Below are 16,315 nucleotides of genomic sequence, written 5' to 3'. Positions count from 1 at the left end.
GCCGACCTGCCTCGGCCGCGCCCACCCGCCGAACAAGAAGAGGCTGAACGCCATGCTGAAGATCTGGGGCCGCAAGAATTCGTCCAACGTGCGCAAGGCGCTGTGGTGCGCCGAGGAGGCCGGGGTGGCCTACCAGCGCATCGACGCCGGCGGCGCCTTCGGCGTGGTGAACGAGCCGGCCTACCGCGCGCTCAACCCCAACGGCGTGGTGCCGACCCTGGAGGATGGCGACTTCGTGCTCTGGGAGTCCAACGCCATCGTCCGCTACCTGGCGGCCAAGTACGCCGCGGGCAGCCTCTACCCGCAGGATCTGCAGCAGCGCGCCGGCGCCGAGAAGTGGATGGACTGGACCACCTCGACCTTCGCCGGGCCCTTCCGCACGGTGTTCTGGGGTACCCTGCGCACCCCGCCGGAGCAGCGTGACCAGGCCGCCATCGCCGCCGGCATCGAGGCCTGCGTGAAGGCCCTGGCGGTGCCCGAGCAGGCCCTGGCGCGCCAGCCATACTTGTCCGGCGAGCGCTTCGGCATGGGCGACATCCCCCTGGGCAGCTTCATCTACGCCTGGTTCGAGATGCCCATCCAGCGCCCGCCGATGCCGCACCTGGAGGCCTGGTACGCCCGCCTGCGCGAGCGCCCGGCCTACCGCGCGGCGGTGATGACCGAGCTGACCTGAGCCGCCCGCGACGCCGGCGAAGGTTGCATTTGCCGGCGCCGGCCCTTATCTAGCTGTTCCATTTTCTGCGCCGCCCAGCCACGGGAAATTCCATGAGTTCCGCGCTTACCCTCCGTCAACTGACGAAAACCTACGGCAACGGTTTCCAGGCCCTCAAGGGGATCGACCTGGACGTCGCCGAGGGCGATTTCTTCGCCCTGCTCGGCCCCAACGGCGCCGGCAAGTCCACCACCATCGGCATCCTCTCGACCCTGGTGAACAAGACCAGCGGCACGGTCACGGTGTTCGGCCACGACCTCGACCGCGAGCCGCTGAAGGTCAAGCGCTGCCTGGGCGTGGTGCCCCAGGAGTTCAACTTCAACCAGTTCGAGAAGGTCTTCGACATCGTCGTGACCCAGGCGGGCTACTACGGCATCCCGGCGAAGATCGCCAAGGAGCGCGCCGAGAAGTACCTCAACCAGCTGGGCCTGTGGGACAAGCGCAACTCGGCCTCGCGGGAGCTGTCCGGCGGCATGAAGCGCCGGCTGATGATCGCCCGCGCGCTGATCCACGAGCCGCGCCTGCTGATCCTCGACGAACCCACCGCCGGGGTGGACATCGAGCTGCGCCGCTCGATGTGGAACTTCCTCACCGAACTGAACCAGCAGGGCATCAGCATCATCCTCACCACCCACTACCTGGAGGAGGCCGAGCAGCTCTGCCGCAACATCGCCATCATCGACCACGGCACCATCGTCGAGAACACCAGCATGCGCAAGCTGCTGACCCAGCTGCACGTGGAGACCTTCGTGCTCGACCTCAAGGGCGCCGTGGCCCAGCTCCCGCAACTGCCCGGCTACCCGGCGCGGCTGCTGGACGACCACACCCTGGAGGTGCAGGTGGACAAGGCGGCCGGCATCAACGGCCTGTTCGCCGCGCTCAACGCGCAGGGCATCGAGGTGCTGAGCCTGCGCAACAAGACCAATCGTCTGGAGGAGCTGTTCGTGTCGCTGGTCGAGAAAAACCTGTCGAAGGTGGCGGTATGAGCGAGTTGCGCGCCAACTGGGTGGCCCTGAACACCATCGTCTACCGCGAAGTCCGCCGTTTCACCCGCATCTGGCCGCAGACCCTGCTGCCCCCGGCGATCACCATGGTTCTGTACTTCGTCATCTTCGGCAACCTGATCGGCCGGCAGATCGGCGGCATGGGCGGCTTCAGCTACATGCAGTACATAGTGCCGGGGCTGATCATGATGTCGGTGATCACCAACGCCTACGGCAACGTGGTGTCGAGCTTCTTCGGCAGCAAGTTCCAGCGCTCCATCGAGGAATTGCTGGTGTCGCCGGTGTCGCCGCACACCATCCTCCTCGGCTACACCGTGGGCGGTGTGCTGCGCGGGCTGGCGGTGGGCATCATCGTCACGGCGCTGTCGCTGTTCTTCACCAAGCTGCAGGTGCACCACCTGGGCATCACCGTGCTGGTGGTGGTGCTGACGGCCACCATCTTCTCCATGGGCGGCTTCGTCAACGCGGTGTTCGCCCGCAACTTCGACGACATCTCGATCATCCCGACCTTCGTGCTGACGCCGCTGACCTACCTGGGCGGGGTGTTCTACTCCATCCACATGCTGCCGGAGTTCTGGCAGACGGTGTCGCTGGCCAACCCCATCCTGCACATGGTCAACGCCTTCCGCTTCGGCATCCTCGGGGTGTCGGACATCCCGATCGGCATGGCGCTGGTGTTCATGCTGGTGGCGACGGTGATCCTCTACTTCTTCTGCGTGCGCCTGCTGGTGAGCGGGCGGGGGATGCGGCAGTAGCGGCGGCTCCGTGCTCGGCAGCGAGCAGGGTGAGGCCAAGGTCAAACGGCGGATAACGCCGTAGGCGTTATGCGCCCTACGCCAGGCCGACCATGGACGTAGGGCGAATAACCGTTCGCGGTTATCCGCCGCTACACCTTCCTTGCCGGCCATTGCGTGGTTGAGCCTGGCGCGGCTTTGACGGCGGCTCCGTGCTCGGCAGCGAGCAGGGTGAGGCCAAGGTCAAACGGCGGATAACGCCGTAGGCGTTATGCGCCCTACGCCAGGCCGACCATGGACGTAGGGCGAATAACCGTTCGCGGTTATCCGCCGCTACACCTTCCTTGCCGGCCATTGCGTGGTTGAGCCTGGCGCGGCTTTGACGGCGGCTCCGTGCTCGGCAGCGAGCAGGGTGAGGCCAAGGTCAAACGGCGGATAACGCCGTAGGCGTTATGCGCCCTACGCCAGGCCGACCATGGACGTAGGGCGAATAACCGTTCGCGGTTATCCGCCGCTACACCTTCCTTGCCGGCCATTGCGTGGTTGAGCCTGGCACGGCTTTGACGGCGGCTCCGTGCTCGGCAGCGAGCAGGGTGAGGCCAAGGTCAAACGGCGGATAACGCCGTAGGCGTTATGCGCCCTACGCCAGGCCCGCCATGGACGTAGGGCGAATAACCGTTCGCGGTTATCCGCCGCTACACCTTCCTTGCCGGCCATTGCGTGGTTGAGCCTGGCACGGCTTTGACGGCGGCTCCGTGCTCGGCAGCGAGCGGGATGAGGCCAAGGCCAAACGGCGGATAACGCGGGGCGTTATTCGCCCTACGTTCTTCAGAACGCCACCTTCACCCCCGCCTCGATGCCGCGCCCCGGCGCCGGCACGCTGTCGCGCAGGATGGAGCTGGCGTAGCGCACCGTCTGGTTGGTCAGGTTCTCGCCCTTGACGAAGGCCAGCCACTGGCTGCCGCCCACGTCGAATTTGTAGCCGACGCTGGCGCCCAGGGTGGTGTAGCCGTCGGTGGCGAATTCCTCGTCCGGCACCCGGTGCTGCGAGGCGGCGTGTTCCACGTCCAGGCGCGCCTGCCATTGCTGCAGTTCCCAGATCAGCGCGCTGTTCAGGCGCAGCGGGGCGATGCGCGGCAACGGCTGGCCGGTGTCGCGGTTCTTCGCCCGGGTGTAGTCGCCGGACAGTTCCAGGTCGAAGTTGCCGTAGGGGCTTTCCAGCAGGTGGATGCGGTCCTGCGCCTCGACGCCGTAGAACTCTGCGCGCACGCCGCTGTAGAGGTATTCCGGCAGGGCCTCGTCGCTGTCGGCGGCGACCACTTCGCCTTCCTCGTCGCGGTAGCGGCCGCTGGCGAGCAGGCCGATGTAGTTGGAGAAGCGGCTGTAGAACACGCCGACGCTGCCCTTGTGCACGCCGTTGTCGAAGCGCAGGGCCAGGTCGGTGGAAACCGCCTTCTCCTTGTCCGCGTCGGCGTCGCCCACCTCGAAGGTGCCGGTGGCGGCGTGGGGGCCGTTGGCGTACAGCTCGTAGAAGGTCGGCGCGCGTTCGGTGTAGCTGAGGGTGGCGGCCAGGGCCCAGATCGGCGTCAGCTGGTACACCGCGCCGGAGGACAGGCTGCCGGCGGTGAAGCTGCGGCCGCCGTCGTTCTCGGCGAAGCGTTCGTTGCCCTTGGCGTCCGGGTCGATGCGGCTGTGTTCGACGCGGCCGCCGAAGCTCAGCGCCAGGCGCTCGGTGGCCTGCCAGTTCTCCAGGAAGAACAGCGCCGCGCTGTCGGTCTCGGTGTGCGGCACGAAGGCCTCTTCGCCCAGGGCCGAGAAGCGGCTGTTGATCACCTGCGCGCCGACCACCCCCTGCAGCGGGCCGATGGGCTTGTGGCGGGCCTCGATGCGCGCCTCGTAGCCGTCGTTCTTGAAGGTGGTGCCGGTCTCGCCGCCCTCGATCTCCTTGTGCTGGTACTCGGTGTAGGCGGCATCCAGCTTCACCGAGCTGAACGGGCCTTCGAGGTCGCGGATTTCCGAGGCGAAGGCGTAGCGGTCCTGCTGCATCTTCAGGCGCACGTCGTCCTCGGCCGGGGAGCCGTAGTTGCTGTCGTAGCCGCTGTAGGACAGGCCGGCGTAGCCGTGGTCCCAGTGGTAGCTGCCGCCGATGGCGCCGCTGTCCTGGCGGCCGTCGCTATTCTCGACGCGGTGCCTGGCGTCGTCGCCGTCGAGGGCGCGCTGGCGGCTGGAGTGGGCGTAGCCGGGAATGCGCAGGTCGTTGAACTCGCGGGAGCCGGCGTCCAGGTGCAGGGCGAAGTTGCCGTCGCCGGCCTCCAGCGCGCCGGCCGCGCTGCGGGTGGTGTCGGCGCCGCCGTAGCGCAGCTCGCCCTGGCCGTGCACGCCGTCCACCGGTTCGCTGGGGATGCGGTTGTCGAAGCTGTTGACCACCCCGCCGATGGCGTTGCCGCCGTAGAGCAGGGCGGCCGGGCCGCGGACCACCTCGATGCGCTCGACCACGTTGGGGTCCTCCGGCACGGCGTGGTCGTAGGACAGCGACGAGGCGTCCAGCGCGCCCACGCCGTTGCGCAGCACGCGGATGCGGTCGCCGTCCATGCCGCGGATGATCGGCCGGCTGGCGCCGGGCCCGAACCAGGTAGAGGACACCCCCGGCAGGCCATCGAGCGTCTCGCCCAGGCTGCCTTTCTGGCGCAGCGTCAGCGCATCGCCCTGCAGCACGCTGCTGGGGGCGGCGGGTTGCACCTCGCCCAGCGGGTTGGCGGTGATCACGTGGTCCGGCAGGGCGGCGGGGCGGGTGTCGGCCAGGGCGGGAACGGCGAACAGGGCGAGGGTCAGTGGCGCCAGTGGCCAGCGGGGCAGGGGGCGGGACGGGGACATCGGTGGGCTCCTTGGTTTTTTGCGGGCAGAACGCGCCCCTCCCGTGCCGGTTCGGGCTGTGCGAAGGCTCAAGGTCGGGGCTTGGCGGGCCGCTCGGTGGGGCGGCTTTAAGATAGTTTGTTATAACATAACATTCTCTGGGGTTTGAAAATCAAGTTCTTTCAGACCCGAAAGTGCTAGCGGCAAGGCTCAAGCCAGGTTCATCGGCAGCGTGCCGTGGAGTTTTTCGCAAGAAGTCCAGAGCTTTTCGCAAGAATGCCGGGGCAGGGTGCCACTAGATTCCGCCATTCGCTTGTGCGGGTTGCACCTAAGTGCAACCGTTCGGCGATTCGGTGCAACAAGGGCTTTTCCTTGCGCTAGAATCCGCCGCCCGCGCGCGTCCCCGGACGTGCGCCGGGCAATGTGGCGAAGGCCGCCCCGGGACTGGTGAGGGGGCGCCGAAGAATCAGCCGCCCGCGTGGTGCAACCGCGACGGATGGCGACAGGGGTGGCAGCGGCGCTTGCGCAAGACCGCTGCCACCCCGTCGTGCCGAACGGCACGGCAGGGGGACCGGCGCCAACAGCGCCAGCCCCGACGAGCAAGGGCCCGGGTTACCCACCGGGCCTGGATAAAAACAAGCGTTAGGGGAGCCCCCATGAGCGTCAACACGCCAACACTGGTCACGTTCGTGATCTACATCGCGGCCATGGTCCTGATCGGACTCGCCGCCTACCGTTCCACCAACAACTTCTCCGACTACATCCTCGGCGGCCGCAGCCTCGGCAGCTTCGTCACGGCCCTTTCGGCCGGCGCCTCGGACATGAGCGGCTGGTTGCTGATGGGCCTGCCGGGGGCGATCTACCTCTCCGGCATCTCCGAAAGCTGGATCGCCATCGGCCTGATCGTCGGCGCCTACCTGAACTGGCTGTTCGTCGCCGGCCGCCTGCGCGTGCACACCGAGCACAACGGCAACGCCCTGACGCTCCCCGACTACTTCACCAACCGCTTCGAGGACAACAGCCGCATCCTGCGCGTGCTCTCGGCGGTGGTCATCCTGGTGTTCTTCACCATCTACTGCGCCTCGGGCATCGTCGCCGGCGCCCGCCTGTTCGAAAGCACCTTCGGCATGTCCTACGAGACCGCCCTGTGGGCCGGCGCCGCCGCGACCATCGCCTACACCTTCGTCGGCGGCTTCCTGGCGGTGAGCTGGACCGACACCGTGCAGGCCTCGCTGATGATCTTTGCGCTGATCCTCACCCCGATCATCGTGCTCTTCGCCACCGGCGGCGTGGAGCCGACCTTCGCCGCCATCGAGCTGAAGGACGCGGCCAACTTCGACATGCTCAAGGGCGCTTCCTTCATCGGCGTGATCTCGCTGATGGCCTGGGGCCTGGGCTACTTCGGCCAGCCGCACATCCTGGCGCGCTTCATGGCCGCCGACTCGGTGAAGTCGATCCCGGCCGCGCGCCGTATCTCCATGACCTGGATGATCCTCTGCCTGGGCGGCGCCGTGGCCGTGGGCTTCTTCGGCATCGCCTACTTCCAGGCCAACCCGGAACAGGCCGGCGCGGTCACCGAGAACCATGAGCGGGTGTTCATCGAGCTGGCGAAGCTCCTCTTCAACCCGTGGATCGCCGGCGTGCTGCTGTCGGCCATCCTCGCCGCGGTGATGAGCACCCTGAGCTGCCAGCTGCTGGTGTGCTCCTCGGCGCTGACCGAGGACTTCTACAAGGCCTTCCTGCGCAAGAACGCCAGCCAGCTCGAGCTGGTCTGGGTCGGCCGCGCCATGGTGCTGCTGGTGGCGCTGATCGCCATCGCCCTGGCGGCCAACCCGGAAAACCGCGTGCTGGGCCTGGTGTCCTACGCCTGGGCCGGCTTCGGCGCCGCCTTCGGCCCGCTGGTGCTGTTCTCGGTGCTGTGGAAGCGCATGAACCGCAACGGCGCCCTGGCCGGCATGCTGGTCGGCGCGGTGACCGTGATCGTCTGGAAGCAGTTCGGCTGGCTCGGCCTGTACGAGATCATCCCCGGCTTCCTGTTCGCCAGCGTCGCCATCGTGGTCTTCAGCCTGCTCGGCCCGGCCCCGTCCAAGGCCATGCAGCAGCGCTTCGACGAAGCCGAGGCGGAGTACGGCGAGGCCCACCTGCCGGCCTCTGCCCCCGCCGCCGGCCGCTGATCCGCTGAGCTGTACCCAAGGCCGCGGTCCCGCAAGGGGCCGCGGCCTTTTTCATGGGTGCCCGCCGCGCAGCGCCTGGGCATAGCGCCAGCAGGCGAACAGGCACAGCGCCAGGCCCGCCATGGCCAAGGCGCCGCCGACGTTGCCGATCTGCGCCAGGCCGATGCCGCCGACCACCCGGCTGCCCAGCAGCGCGCCGCCGCCGATGCCGACGTTGTACAACCCGGAGAACATGGCCATGGCCACGTCGGTGGCGTCGTGGGCCAGCATCAGCACCTTGGCCTGCAGGGCCAGGCCGAAGCAGAGGATGGCGGCGCCCCAGAACAGGCTCAGGCCGAGCAGCGCCAGGGGCTCGCGGGCCAGCGGCAGGAGCAGCAGCAGGCAACTGCCCAGCACCGCGATGGCGACGCACGGGAAGGCCCGCGGGAAGCGCTCGCTGTAGCGGCTGAAGAGGATCGAGCCGAACAGCCCGGCGCCGCCGAACAGCAGGAGCAGCAGGGTGGTGCGCTGGCTGTCCAGCGCGGCCACCTCGCGGGCGAAGGGTTCGATGTAGCTGTAGGCGGTGAACTGCGCGGTGATCACCAGCACGGTGAGCACGTACAGCGACACCAGCGCCGGGCGCCGCAGCAGCACCGGCAGGCTGCGCAGCGAGCCGGAGTTCTGGCTGGGCAGCAGCGGCAGCGCGCGGGCCAGCCAGAGCACCACCAGCAGCGACACGCCGGCGATGGCCAGGAAGGTCGCGCGCCAGCCCATGGCCTCGCCCAGCACGCGGCCCAGGGGGATGCCCAGGACCATCGCCAGGATGGTGCCGGTGGCCAGCAGGCCCAGGGCTTTCGCCTGCTGGCCGGGCGGCGCCACGCGCACCGCCAGGGACGCGGTGATCGACCAGAACACCGCGTGGGCGAAGGCGATGCCGAAGCGGCTGAGCATCAGCGTGGTGAAGCTCCAGGCGACGCCGGAGAGCAGATGGCTGCCGATGAACAGGCAGAAGATCGCCACCAGCAGGCGCCGCCGTTCCATGTTGCGCGTGGCCAGCATCAGCGGCAGCGAGGTGAGCGACACCACCCAGGCGTACAGGGTGAGCATCAGCCCGGCCTGCTCGGGGCGCATGTCGAAGCTGCGGCCGATGTCGCTGAGCAGGCCCACCGGGACGAACTCGGTGGTGTTGAAGATGAAGGCGGCGATGGCCAGGGCGATGACGTTCAGCCAACTGCCGGCGCGGGTGTCTTGCGGGTTGTGCATGGGAATCCTGAGTGGGGGTGGGGCTCAGGCCGAGTCCCCCGGCCACGCGCGATGTCCCGGCGTCGAGGGGCCGGTGCGTGCGGGCGAAGAGGCGTCGTTGTAGGTATGGGGGATGCGGCGGTCGCGGCGGCCATTCTACGCCGCATGCCGGGCGCCTGTCTGTGCCCGGGCTGCGCGCCTGGCGGCTTGCTGCTAAGGTGCGCGCATTTTCCGCATCGACGAAGCCCGACCATGAGCGAAACACCCAAGGACCCGCTGCACGGCATGACCCTGCAGGCCATCCTCGAACGCCTGCTGGAGCAGTACGGCTGGGAAGGCCTGGCCAGGCGCATCGACATCCGCTGCTTCAAGAGCGAGCCCAGCATCAAGTCCAGCCTGACCTTCCTGCGCCGCACGCCCTGGGCGCGGGAGCAGGTGGAGAAGCTCTACGTGCAGATGGTGCGTGGGAAGGGTCGAGCGGATGGTCCGGTGTGACCAATACCCCGGCAACCTGTAGGAGCGGGCCCTGCCCGCGAAATCGCGCGCAGGGCGCGCTCCTACAGGGGAATGGCGTGGGTGGCGCGGCGTAGGAGCGGATCTCATCCGCGAATCGCGCCTGAACCTCCGGCTATCGCGGACAAAATCCGCTCCTACGGGGGAGGAATACCGTGTCTCCCGGCAACCTGTAGGAGCGGGCCCTGCCCGCGAAATCGCGCGCAGGGCGCGCTCCTACATGGGAATGGCGTGGTGGGGCAGCGTAGGAGCGGATCTCATCCGCGAATCGCGCCGGGATGGCCGGCTATCGCGGACAAGGTCCGCTCCTACGGGGGAGGAATACCGTGTCTCCCGGCAACCTGTAGGAGCGGGCCCTGCCCGCGATTTCGCGCGCAGGGCGCGCTACCATACCGGTGCGCATGGCTTTTCGTAGGAGCATTTCGGTGCCACCTCAATTGGGCTTGGCCTGCGCCGGCAGCCAGAACTCGATCACCCCGGGCGAGGCCTGCAGGCTGGCCGCCAGGGGCAGGGCCACGGCCCTGTCGCTGAACTTCTGCGCCAGCCAGCGTGCGCATTCGCCGTCGCGGCGGGCGTGGTAGATGAAGGTCGGCCGCGGCCAGGGCAGCGGCGGGGGCGAGCCGCGGCGGGTGGCGGCGCTGACCACGTTCTCGATGCCCGGGGTGCTGATGCCGCTGCCTTCCAGCAGCTTGAGGAAGTCCCGCGCCGGGCGCTGTTCGTCGGACGAGTAGATCTGCGTGTAGAGCACCACCGGCCGCCGTCCTTCGCGCACGCAGGGGTTGCCCTCCGGTTCCGCCGCGGGAGTGGGCGCGGCGCCGGCCGTCATGGCCGGTGGTGGCGCCATCTCGGCGGCGACCGGCGGGGCCGATGCCGGCGCCGCGGGTGGTGGTGGCGGAGGGGGCGGCGGGGCGCTGGCCAGCGCCGGGTTGTCTTCCGGCAGCGGGGTGAAGCCGAACCAGTATTGCTGCACCGGGCTGTTGGGGTGCGGGTCGCTGGTGAGCTGGCGCAGGTAGTTGCAGTCGGCCGACTCGGTGCCGTTGGCGCAGGCCGTGCTGGCGCGCTCGAACAGGGTGCGCATGTCGCTGGCGAACTCCACCGACAGGCCGTTGCGGCTGGCGAAGTTCTCCAGGTGGCCGATGCGCGTGCGCAGGGCGTCGCTGACCTTGTTGCCCTTGGCGTAGAGGTCGGCGATGGCCTCCAGTTGGCTGGCGTACTTCGACTCGCTGTCGGCGATGCTGCCGCGGTACTGCTCCAGGCCCTGCCAGAGCGCCACCACCAGGCTGGCGGAAAGGCCCACGCCGAGGGTGGTGCGCACGTTCTGGGCGATGCGCTGGCGGCGGTTCGGGGCGTTGGCCGGGGCCGGCTGGCCGACCGCGGTGAGGGTCACGATGCTGGCCAGGTCGGCCCAGCCGGGCAGGCGCTGGAGGAAGTCGCGGCTGAGCACCGAGCCCAGGGCCAGGCCCAACTGGTGGTAGGCCTCCCACTGGCTCTCGTCGAAGAACTGGTCGTCGGTGCCCTGCTGCGGGAAGGCCGGGTTGCGGTCGGCGTAGCCCACCAGGTCGAAGGGCAGCTCCAGCAGCGGCGAGTCGCAGCGGTGCGGCTTGACCACCAGCAGGGTGCCGCGCCTGTGGCTGGCGTAGGTGATGCGCGCCAGCAGCAGGTACTCGCGGCCGCAATCCGGCGAGATGGACTCCGGGGTGCCGAACAGCAGGGGGCGCGCGTCGCCGCCGGAGACGCGGGCCAGGCTCTGTGGGTCGATGAACTCGATGTCGGCGTCGTAGTCGATCTTGGCCTTGCGCACCAGGTTCTCCAGGTCCTCGAACAGGTAGCGCGGGTCGGCGCCGCAGTCGCTGGCGACGATCAGGTCGACCTCGCGCTTGAGCAGGGCGTAGACGCCGCTGTTGTCGAAGTGGCCGCCGTCGGACAGGTACCAGAAGGGCGCGCGCAGGCCGGGGAACTGGGCGAGCATCTCGGCGCGGGTGGCCAGGTACTTGGCCAGGCGCGCGCGCCAGCCGGTCTCGGCGGCGCGGGTCGGGTTGGGCAGCCAGAAGCCCAGGCGCAGGCCGGTCATGAACACCAGCGCGGCCAGCCCGGCGCTGGTGCGCGAGCCCATGCCGGTGCTCAGCGCGGCGCCGGAGATGGTCGCCCATTGCGCCAGGCTGCCGCGCTCCAGCCCCTCGGGCGCCTGCGGGCCGTGGGTGCCGGTCTCCACGCCCAGGGCGCTGACGGTCAGCGCCACGCCCTTGCGGTCGGCGTTGTAGCTGTGGGTGCGGTCGTCGAGGGTCTGGTTGATGCAGCAGTTGATCAGGTGCAGCGGCCCGCCGTAGGCGTGCGGCTGGTAGTCGCCCAGGGCCACGTCGTCGCCGGGGAGGATTTCCCGCAGCGACTCGATGCCCTCGATCAGCCGGCGCTCGGCCGGCACCAGCAGCGAGGCCGGGAAGCGCGCCTCGGGGCCGCCGTGGTTGGCCACCGCGACGTAGGTGCGGGCCAGGCGCGAGCGGTAGAAGTAGTGCAGCGAGGCGAGGTTCAACTGGGTGAGGTTGGCGCCGCTGATGCCGATGTAGAAGCCCAGCGCGGCCAGCACCAGGGCCCAGTACAGCAGCGGCAGCCAGGGCTGCATGGCGGCGCCGGGGCTGAGCAGGTTGCCGCCCAGGTAGAGGAAGGCCTGCAGCAGCGTCAGCCAGGCCAGCAGCAGGAACGCCAGCAGGGCCAGGCCCAGCAGGTTGGCCAGCTGGCTGCCATAGGCCGTGGGCAGGCCCTGCTGGCGCAGGCGCTCCAGCAGCGTCGGCAGCAGGGCGCGCAGCAGCACCACGGCCAGGCCCGTGGAGCCCAGCACGCTGGAGGAAATGAGGGTGAAGTTGCCGCTCTCGCGCAGGCGCACGACCAAGTGCCAGGTGGCAGCCTCGCAGGCGCCCAGCAGCAGGACCCCGGCGCCGCCCAGCAGCACCCAGCCCAGCCAGTGGGTCAGGCGCAGGCGCTGCTGGTCCGGCGGGCAGGCGCGCAGCGGCAGGCGCAGCAGCCAGCCCAGCGGGGCGATCAGCAGGGCGCCGACCAGGGTGGCGTAGGCCAGTAGCCGCGGGCCCAGCTCGATGTCGCTCTGCAGCTGCGGCCACAGGCCCTGCACCGCCAGGGCCAGCGCGGCGAGCAGGGCCAGCAGCACCGAGAGCAGGTCGCGCAGGGCGTGGTCCTGGCGGTCGCGGCTGAACCAGTAGGCCCAGCACAGCGCGCCGGCGGCCAGCAGCAACAGCGGCACGAGGAGGAACCACAGCGACCAGAGGTTGCCGAGGAACACCGGCGGCGTGCCCACCAGCCCCAGCAGCACGTGGGGCAGCACGGTGAACATGCCGATGCACAGCAGCAGGATGCCGATCTCCAGCTGGGTGGCCATGAAGCCGCGCAGCATCGAGGCGCCGGCCATCAGCAGGTCGCGGCCGCCGGCCGGGGCCAGGTAGCGGCCGTTGTTGCGCAGCCACCAGAGCAGCAGCGAGTCGTCCGCCGCCAGGCCGTTCTCCACCTCGCGGGCGCCCTGGGCGGGGCCGTACAGGCGGCCGAGCATGGCGCCGACGTAGCCGCCGCCGGACACCGTGGACAGGTAGTCGAAGCGCTTGAGCACGTGGTTCTTGGCCAGCGCCCGCAGCAGGCCGAAGTTGAAGGTGGCGCTGCGCACGCCGCCGCCGGAGAGGGCCAGGCCCCAGCTGAAGTCCGCCGGCACGTCGATGCCGGCCTGGGCGCGGCGCTGGCGCAGCAGCGCCTGTTCCTGGTCCCTGAGGTTCGCATGGCGGCGCGGCATGGCGGTGCCCTCCGGCTCCCGGACCCGCGCGGCAAGGGGCGCCGCGCCAGGTCATGCTGACGGCCGGCCGGACCTCCCGGCGCCGAACCCTTGGCGCCGTGCTTCCCTGGCCTTTCCCGGGTTCAGGCCGCGGCGGCGCGTTGGGCGCCGGCCGGCGGCCTCACAGCCAGCTCACCCGCAGCGTGTCCTGGGGGGCGTGGCACTCGGTGCCCGGCTCCAGGTAGTGCTGCAGCATCGGCGCCATGCCCTTGAGCACCTGCACCGGCAGCGCCGAGGTGAACTTGAAGTTGCTCGAGGCGCTGCCGGCGACGTAGGCGGTGAGGGTGCCGAAGTGCCGCGGGCCGAGGTAGAACACGAAGGTCGCGGTGCGGTTCAGCGCCCGCGAGCTCTTCACCGCGCCGCCGCGGGTGAAGCTTTCGATGCGGTTGTCGCCGGTGCCGGTCTTGCCGCCCATCACCAGCGCGCTGCCGTCGTCGCGGCGGAAGCTGCCGGACAGGCGCCGCGCGGTGCCCTGGTCGACCACCTGGGACAGCGAGTCGCGCAGGGTGCTGGCCACCTCCGAGGTCATCACCCGGGTGCCGACGTTGGCCTGCGGCGCCAGGCTCACCTCGTAGGGCGTGCCGGCGGCGAAGTGCAGGCTGTCGATGCGCAGGGTCGGCAGGCGGATGCCGTCGTTGAGGATGATGCCCATCAGCTCGGCCAGCGCCGCCGGGCGGTCGCCGGAGCTGCCCAGCGCGGTGGCCAGCGAGGGCACCAGGTGGTCGAAGGGGTAGCCCAGCTGCTTCCATTGCTGGTGGATGTCGAGGAAGGCCTCCACCTCCAGCATGATGCGGATGCGCTTGTCGCGGGCGGCCTTGTAGCGCGACTTGTACAGCCAGCCGTAGACCTGCTTGCGCTCGGCGTTGCTGGCGGCCACCGCGTCGGCGAAGCTGGCTTGCGGCTGGCGCTGCAGGTAGCCCAGCAGCCACAGCTCCAGCGGGTGCACGCGGGCCACGTAGCCCTGGTCGTTGAGGTCGAAGGCGCCGGGGCCGTAGCGCTTGTAGAGGTCGGCGATGCGCTTGTCGGTGAGTTTCTCGCCGGTGTAGTGGCTCTGCTTCAGGCGGTCCTGGAGGAAGGCGGCGAAGGTCGCCTGGTCGGCCCGGGGCTGCAGGTAGCGGTGGATCGCCGCCAGGCGCACCGGCCAGGGGCGCAGGCCGTCGAGGAAGGTGTCCAGGCGCTCGTCGGCGTTCTGCCCGCGGTACTTCTGCCAGAAGCGCAGCAGGTAGACGCGGCTTTCCTGGTCGACGAAGCGGTCCAGGTACAACTGCCGACGCGGGTCCTTGTCGTCCTGCAGCACGGTCAGCTTGTTGCCGTCCTTCTGGTACATGTCGTGGCGCACCAGGTCGCGCAGCAGGCGCACGAAGGGCAGGTTGATGGACTCACGCAGGGCTTCGAGCAGGGTGGGGATGCGCCCGTTGTCCTCCCGGCGGAAGTTGGAGAAGGTGTGCACGCCGCCGCCGGTGAAGAAACTCTCGTAGGGGCTGGCCGAGTACTTGCGCTGCATGGCCGCGGCGAGCATGGCCGAGAGGTCGGCGTTGGGGTTGGCGATGAGGTAGTCGATGGACCAGCGGGTGATGAAGTCCAGCGGCTCCACCGGCACCTTGCGCAGTTCGGCGGCGGGCTTGCCGGTGTAGGCGCGGTACAGGTCGGCGATGCGCTCCAGGTAGTTGGACAGCACCCGCAGCTTGGCGGTGGAGCCCAGTTCCAGCTTGCTGCCCTCGTTGATGTCGAAGGGCTGGTCGGTGCTGTCGGTCTGCACGCGCACGCGGTTGCCGTCGGCGGTGCGCTCGAACAGCACGAAGCTGTAGCGCACGTCGGCGGTCTTGTCCTTGGACAGCAGGTGCTCGCCGAACAGGCCGATCTGCGCGGCGAAGTCCGCGTCGGCCAGTCGCTTGAGGTAGGCGCTGACCTTGTTCTGCAGCTCGTCCTGCAGGGTGGTGCTGAAGCTCAGGTCGAGGCGGTCCAGGTCATACAGCGGCACGTTGAGCATGCCGGCCAGGCGGGTGCGGGCCAGGCTCACACCCTTGTTCGGCTCCAGCGGCTGCACCGTCGGCTGGTTCTGCGGGTCGCGGAACTCCAGGCGCTGGGCCAGCGCGGCATCGCGCAGCGGCGCCTCGATCACCCCGGCCTGGGCCAGCAGGCGCAGGTAGCTGTCGGTCAGCTCGCCCAGCGGCTTGCGCCCGCGCGACAGGTAGTAGGAAGGGCGCCGGTGGGCGATCATCAGCGACACCACCTGGCGCAGCGCCCGGCCCTGGGCCTCCAGCTCGGCGCCCGTGCCGGCGGGCGCGGCGAGCAGGCGGTTGACCTCCTGGTAGTCGGCGCCGTACCAGATCCACAGGCCGTCGGGCAGGCCGCTGACCTCGCCGTAGCCCGGCTGCGCCGAGAGCGGCACCGAGTTGAGGTAGGTGAGCACCACGTTGCGCCGCGCCGGCAGGTTCTCGGCGCCGCCCTGGTAGGCGCGCACGCTGGCCGAGGCCATCTGCCGCAGCTTGTCGCGGATGGAGTTGGTGCGGCCGTCCACCGAGTGGCGGTACTTCTCGATCTGCGTGGCCAGGGTGCTGCCGCCGGGGGCGTGGTTGCCCATGCCCACCAGGCGCCCGGCCTGGGCCACGGCGGCCTGGGTGAAGCGGCTCCAGTCGATGGCCGGGTTGAGGTAGGGGCGGCTGGCGTCGAGCAGGTCGCGGTTCTCGATGTACAGCAGGCTCTGCACGATGCGCGGGGCGATGGCGTCGTAGCTGGCGTAGAGCCGCTGCGGGTAGCGGAAGTTGTAGATCGGCAGGCCGCGGCAGTCGCTGATGTCGATACCGGCCTGGGCCTTCTCGGCGTAGGGCGGGAACATGCCGTAGCCGGCGTACTGCAGCAGGGCGGGGGAGAAGCGCGCCTGGTCGAGGGTGACGAAGTCGCGCTCGTGCAGGCGCTGCAGGAAGTCCGGCAGTTGCAGGTAGCCCAGGCGGCGGTCGAAGGGGCCGTCCTTCGGGTAGACTACCTGGTCGCTGGCGCCGGCGCCGACCTGCCAGGTCAGCTCGCCGGCCAGGCGCGCCAGTTCGCGGGCCTGCAGCTTGGAAGTGCGCGCCTCGTACAGCAGCGCCGCGCCCATCGCCGCCAGCAGGGGCAGGACGAAGAGGAACAGCAGCAGGAAGCGGTGGTGGTGGCTGGTTTTTTTCGGGGAAAAGCCAGGCTCCGGCACGCCCGGTTGAGAATGCAGTTGACCGGTATGCTCCGTATGCGCCATATCACGACCTGCCCATGCTTGCGAAAGCCTGAGTAAGTGGTCT

Annotated in this window: 9 protein-coding genes; 5 read left to right on the top strand and 4 right to left on the bottom strand. The window is 69.5% G+C overall.

The genetic code is table 11. The features are described from left to right. Positions 1 to 52: 52 nt before the first annotated feature. From CHC02_RS11760 to CHC02_RS11750, 3 genes are all read left to right on the top strand, one after another. Entirely contained in the window at positions 53 to 673 is a 621-nt protein-coding gene (locus CHC02_RS11760) for a glutathione S-transferase family protein (protein WP_089391653.1), read from the top strand. Between the two features lie 92 nt (positions 674 to 765). Then, positions 766 to 1,698 carry an ABC transporter ATP-binding protein gene (locus tag CHC02_RS11755; protein ID WP_089391652.1) on the top strand — a complete coding sequence of 311 codons (933 nt, stop codon included), beginning with the start codon at positions 766 to 768 and terminating at the stop codon, positions 1,696 to 1,698. Further along, the gene (locus tag CHC02_RS11750) at positions 1,695 to 2,471 is read left to right on the top strand and encodes an ABC transporter permease (RefSeq protein WP_089391651.1); all 777 of its coding nucleotides are present in this window, start codon (positions 1,695 to 1,697) and stop codon (positions 2,469 to 2,471) included. The genes CHC02_RS11755 and CHC02_RS11750 overlap by 4 nt, the downstream gene beginning before the upstream one ends. An 807-nt stretch (positions 2,472 to 3,278) precedes the next feature. On the opposite strand, the gene CHC02_RS11745 is transcribed toward CHC02_RS11750, so the two are convergent. Beyond that, on the bottom strand, positions 3,279 to 5,324 hold the full coding sequence (locus CHC02_RS11745; RefSeq protein ID WP_089391650.1) for a TonB-dependent receptor: 2,046 nt from the start codon (positions 5,322 to 5,324) through the stop codon (positions 3,279 to 3,281). A gap of 635 nt (positions 5,325 to 5,959) precedes the next feature. Here CHC02_RS11745 and putP point away from each other — a divergent pair. After that, complete coding sequence (gene putP / locus CHC02_RS11740; RefSeq protein ID WP_089391649.1) at positions 5,960 to 7,477, top strand: sodium/proline symporter PutP; 1,518 nt, start codon at positions 5,960 to 5,962, stop codon at positions 7,475 to 7,477. 51 nt (positions 7,478 to 7,528) lie between these two features. On the opposite strand, the gene CHC02_RS11735 is transcribed toward putP, so the two are convergent. Then, positions 7,529 to 8,719 carry a sugar transporter gene (locus tag CHC02_RS11735; protein WP_089391648.1) on the bottom strand — a complete coding sequence of 397 codons (1,191 nt, stop codon included), beginning with the start codon at positions 8,717 to 8,719 and terminating at the stop codon, positions 7,529 to 7,531. Between the two features lie 231 nt (positions 8,720 to 8,950). On the opposite strand from CHC02_RS11735, the gene CHC02_RS11730 reads away from it, so the two are divergent. After that, positions 8,951 to 9,193 (top strand): VF530 family protein, encoded by a 243-nt coding sequence (locus tag CHC02_RS11730; RefSeq protein WP_089391647.1) that lies wholly within the window; start codon positions 8,951 to 8,953, stop codon positions 9,191 to 9,193. Positions 9,194 to 9,644: 451 nt separating this feature from the next. Here the strand turns inward: CHC02_RS11730 and CHC02_RS29940 are convergent, their stop codons facing one another. Both CHC02_RS29940 and CHC02_RS11720 read right to left on the bottom strand, forming a co-directional pair. Beyond that, positions 9,645 to 13,001: a patatin-like phospholipase family protein gene (locus CHC02_RS29940; protein ID WP_139210227.1), complete on the bottom strand. Its 3,357-nt coding sequence runs from the start codon at positions 12,999 to 13,001 to the stop codon at positions 9,645 to 9,647. Positions 13,002 to 13,161: 160 nt separating this feature from the next. Then, entirely contained in the window at positions 13,162 to 16,173 is a 3,012-nt protein-coding gene (locus CHC02_RS11720) for a transglycosylase domain-containing protein (RefSeq protein WP_244160973.1), read from the bottom strand. Positions 16,174 to 16,315: the final 142 nt, after the last annotated feature.

It is taken from the genome of Pseudomonas delhiensis (genome assembly GCF_900187975.1).
In the GTDB taxonomy this organism is placed as follows: Bacteria; Pseudomonadota; Gammaproteobacteria; order Pseudomonadales; family Pseudomonadaceae; genus Pseudomonas; species Pseudomonas delhiensis.
This window is presented reverse-complemented; position numbering and strand designations above follow the sequence as displayed.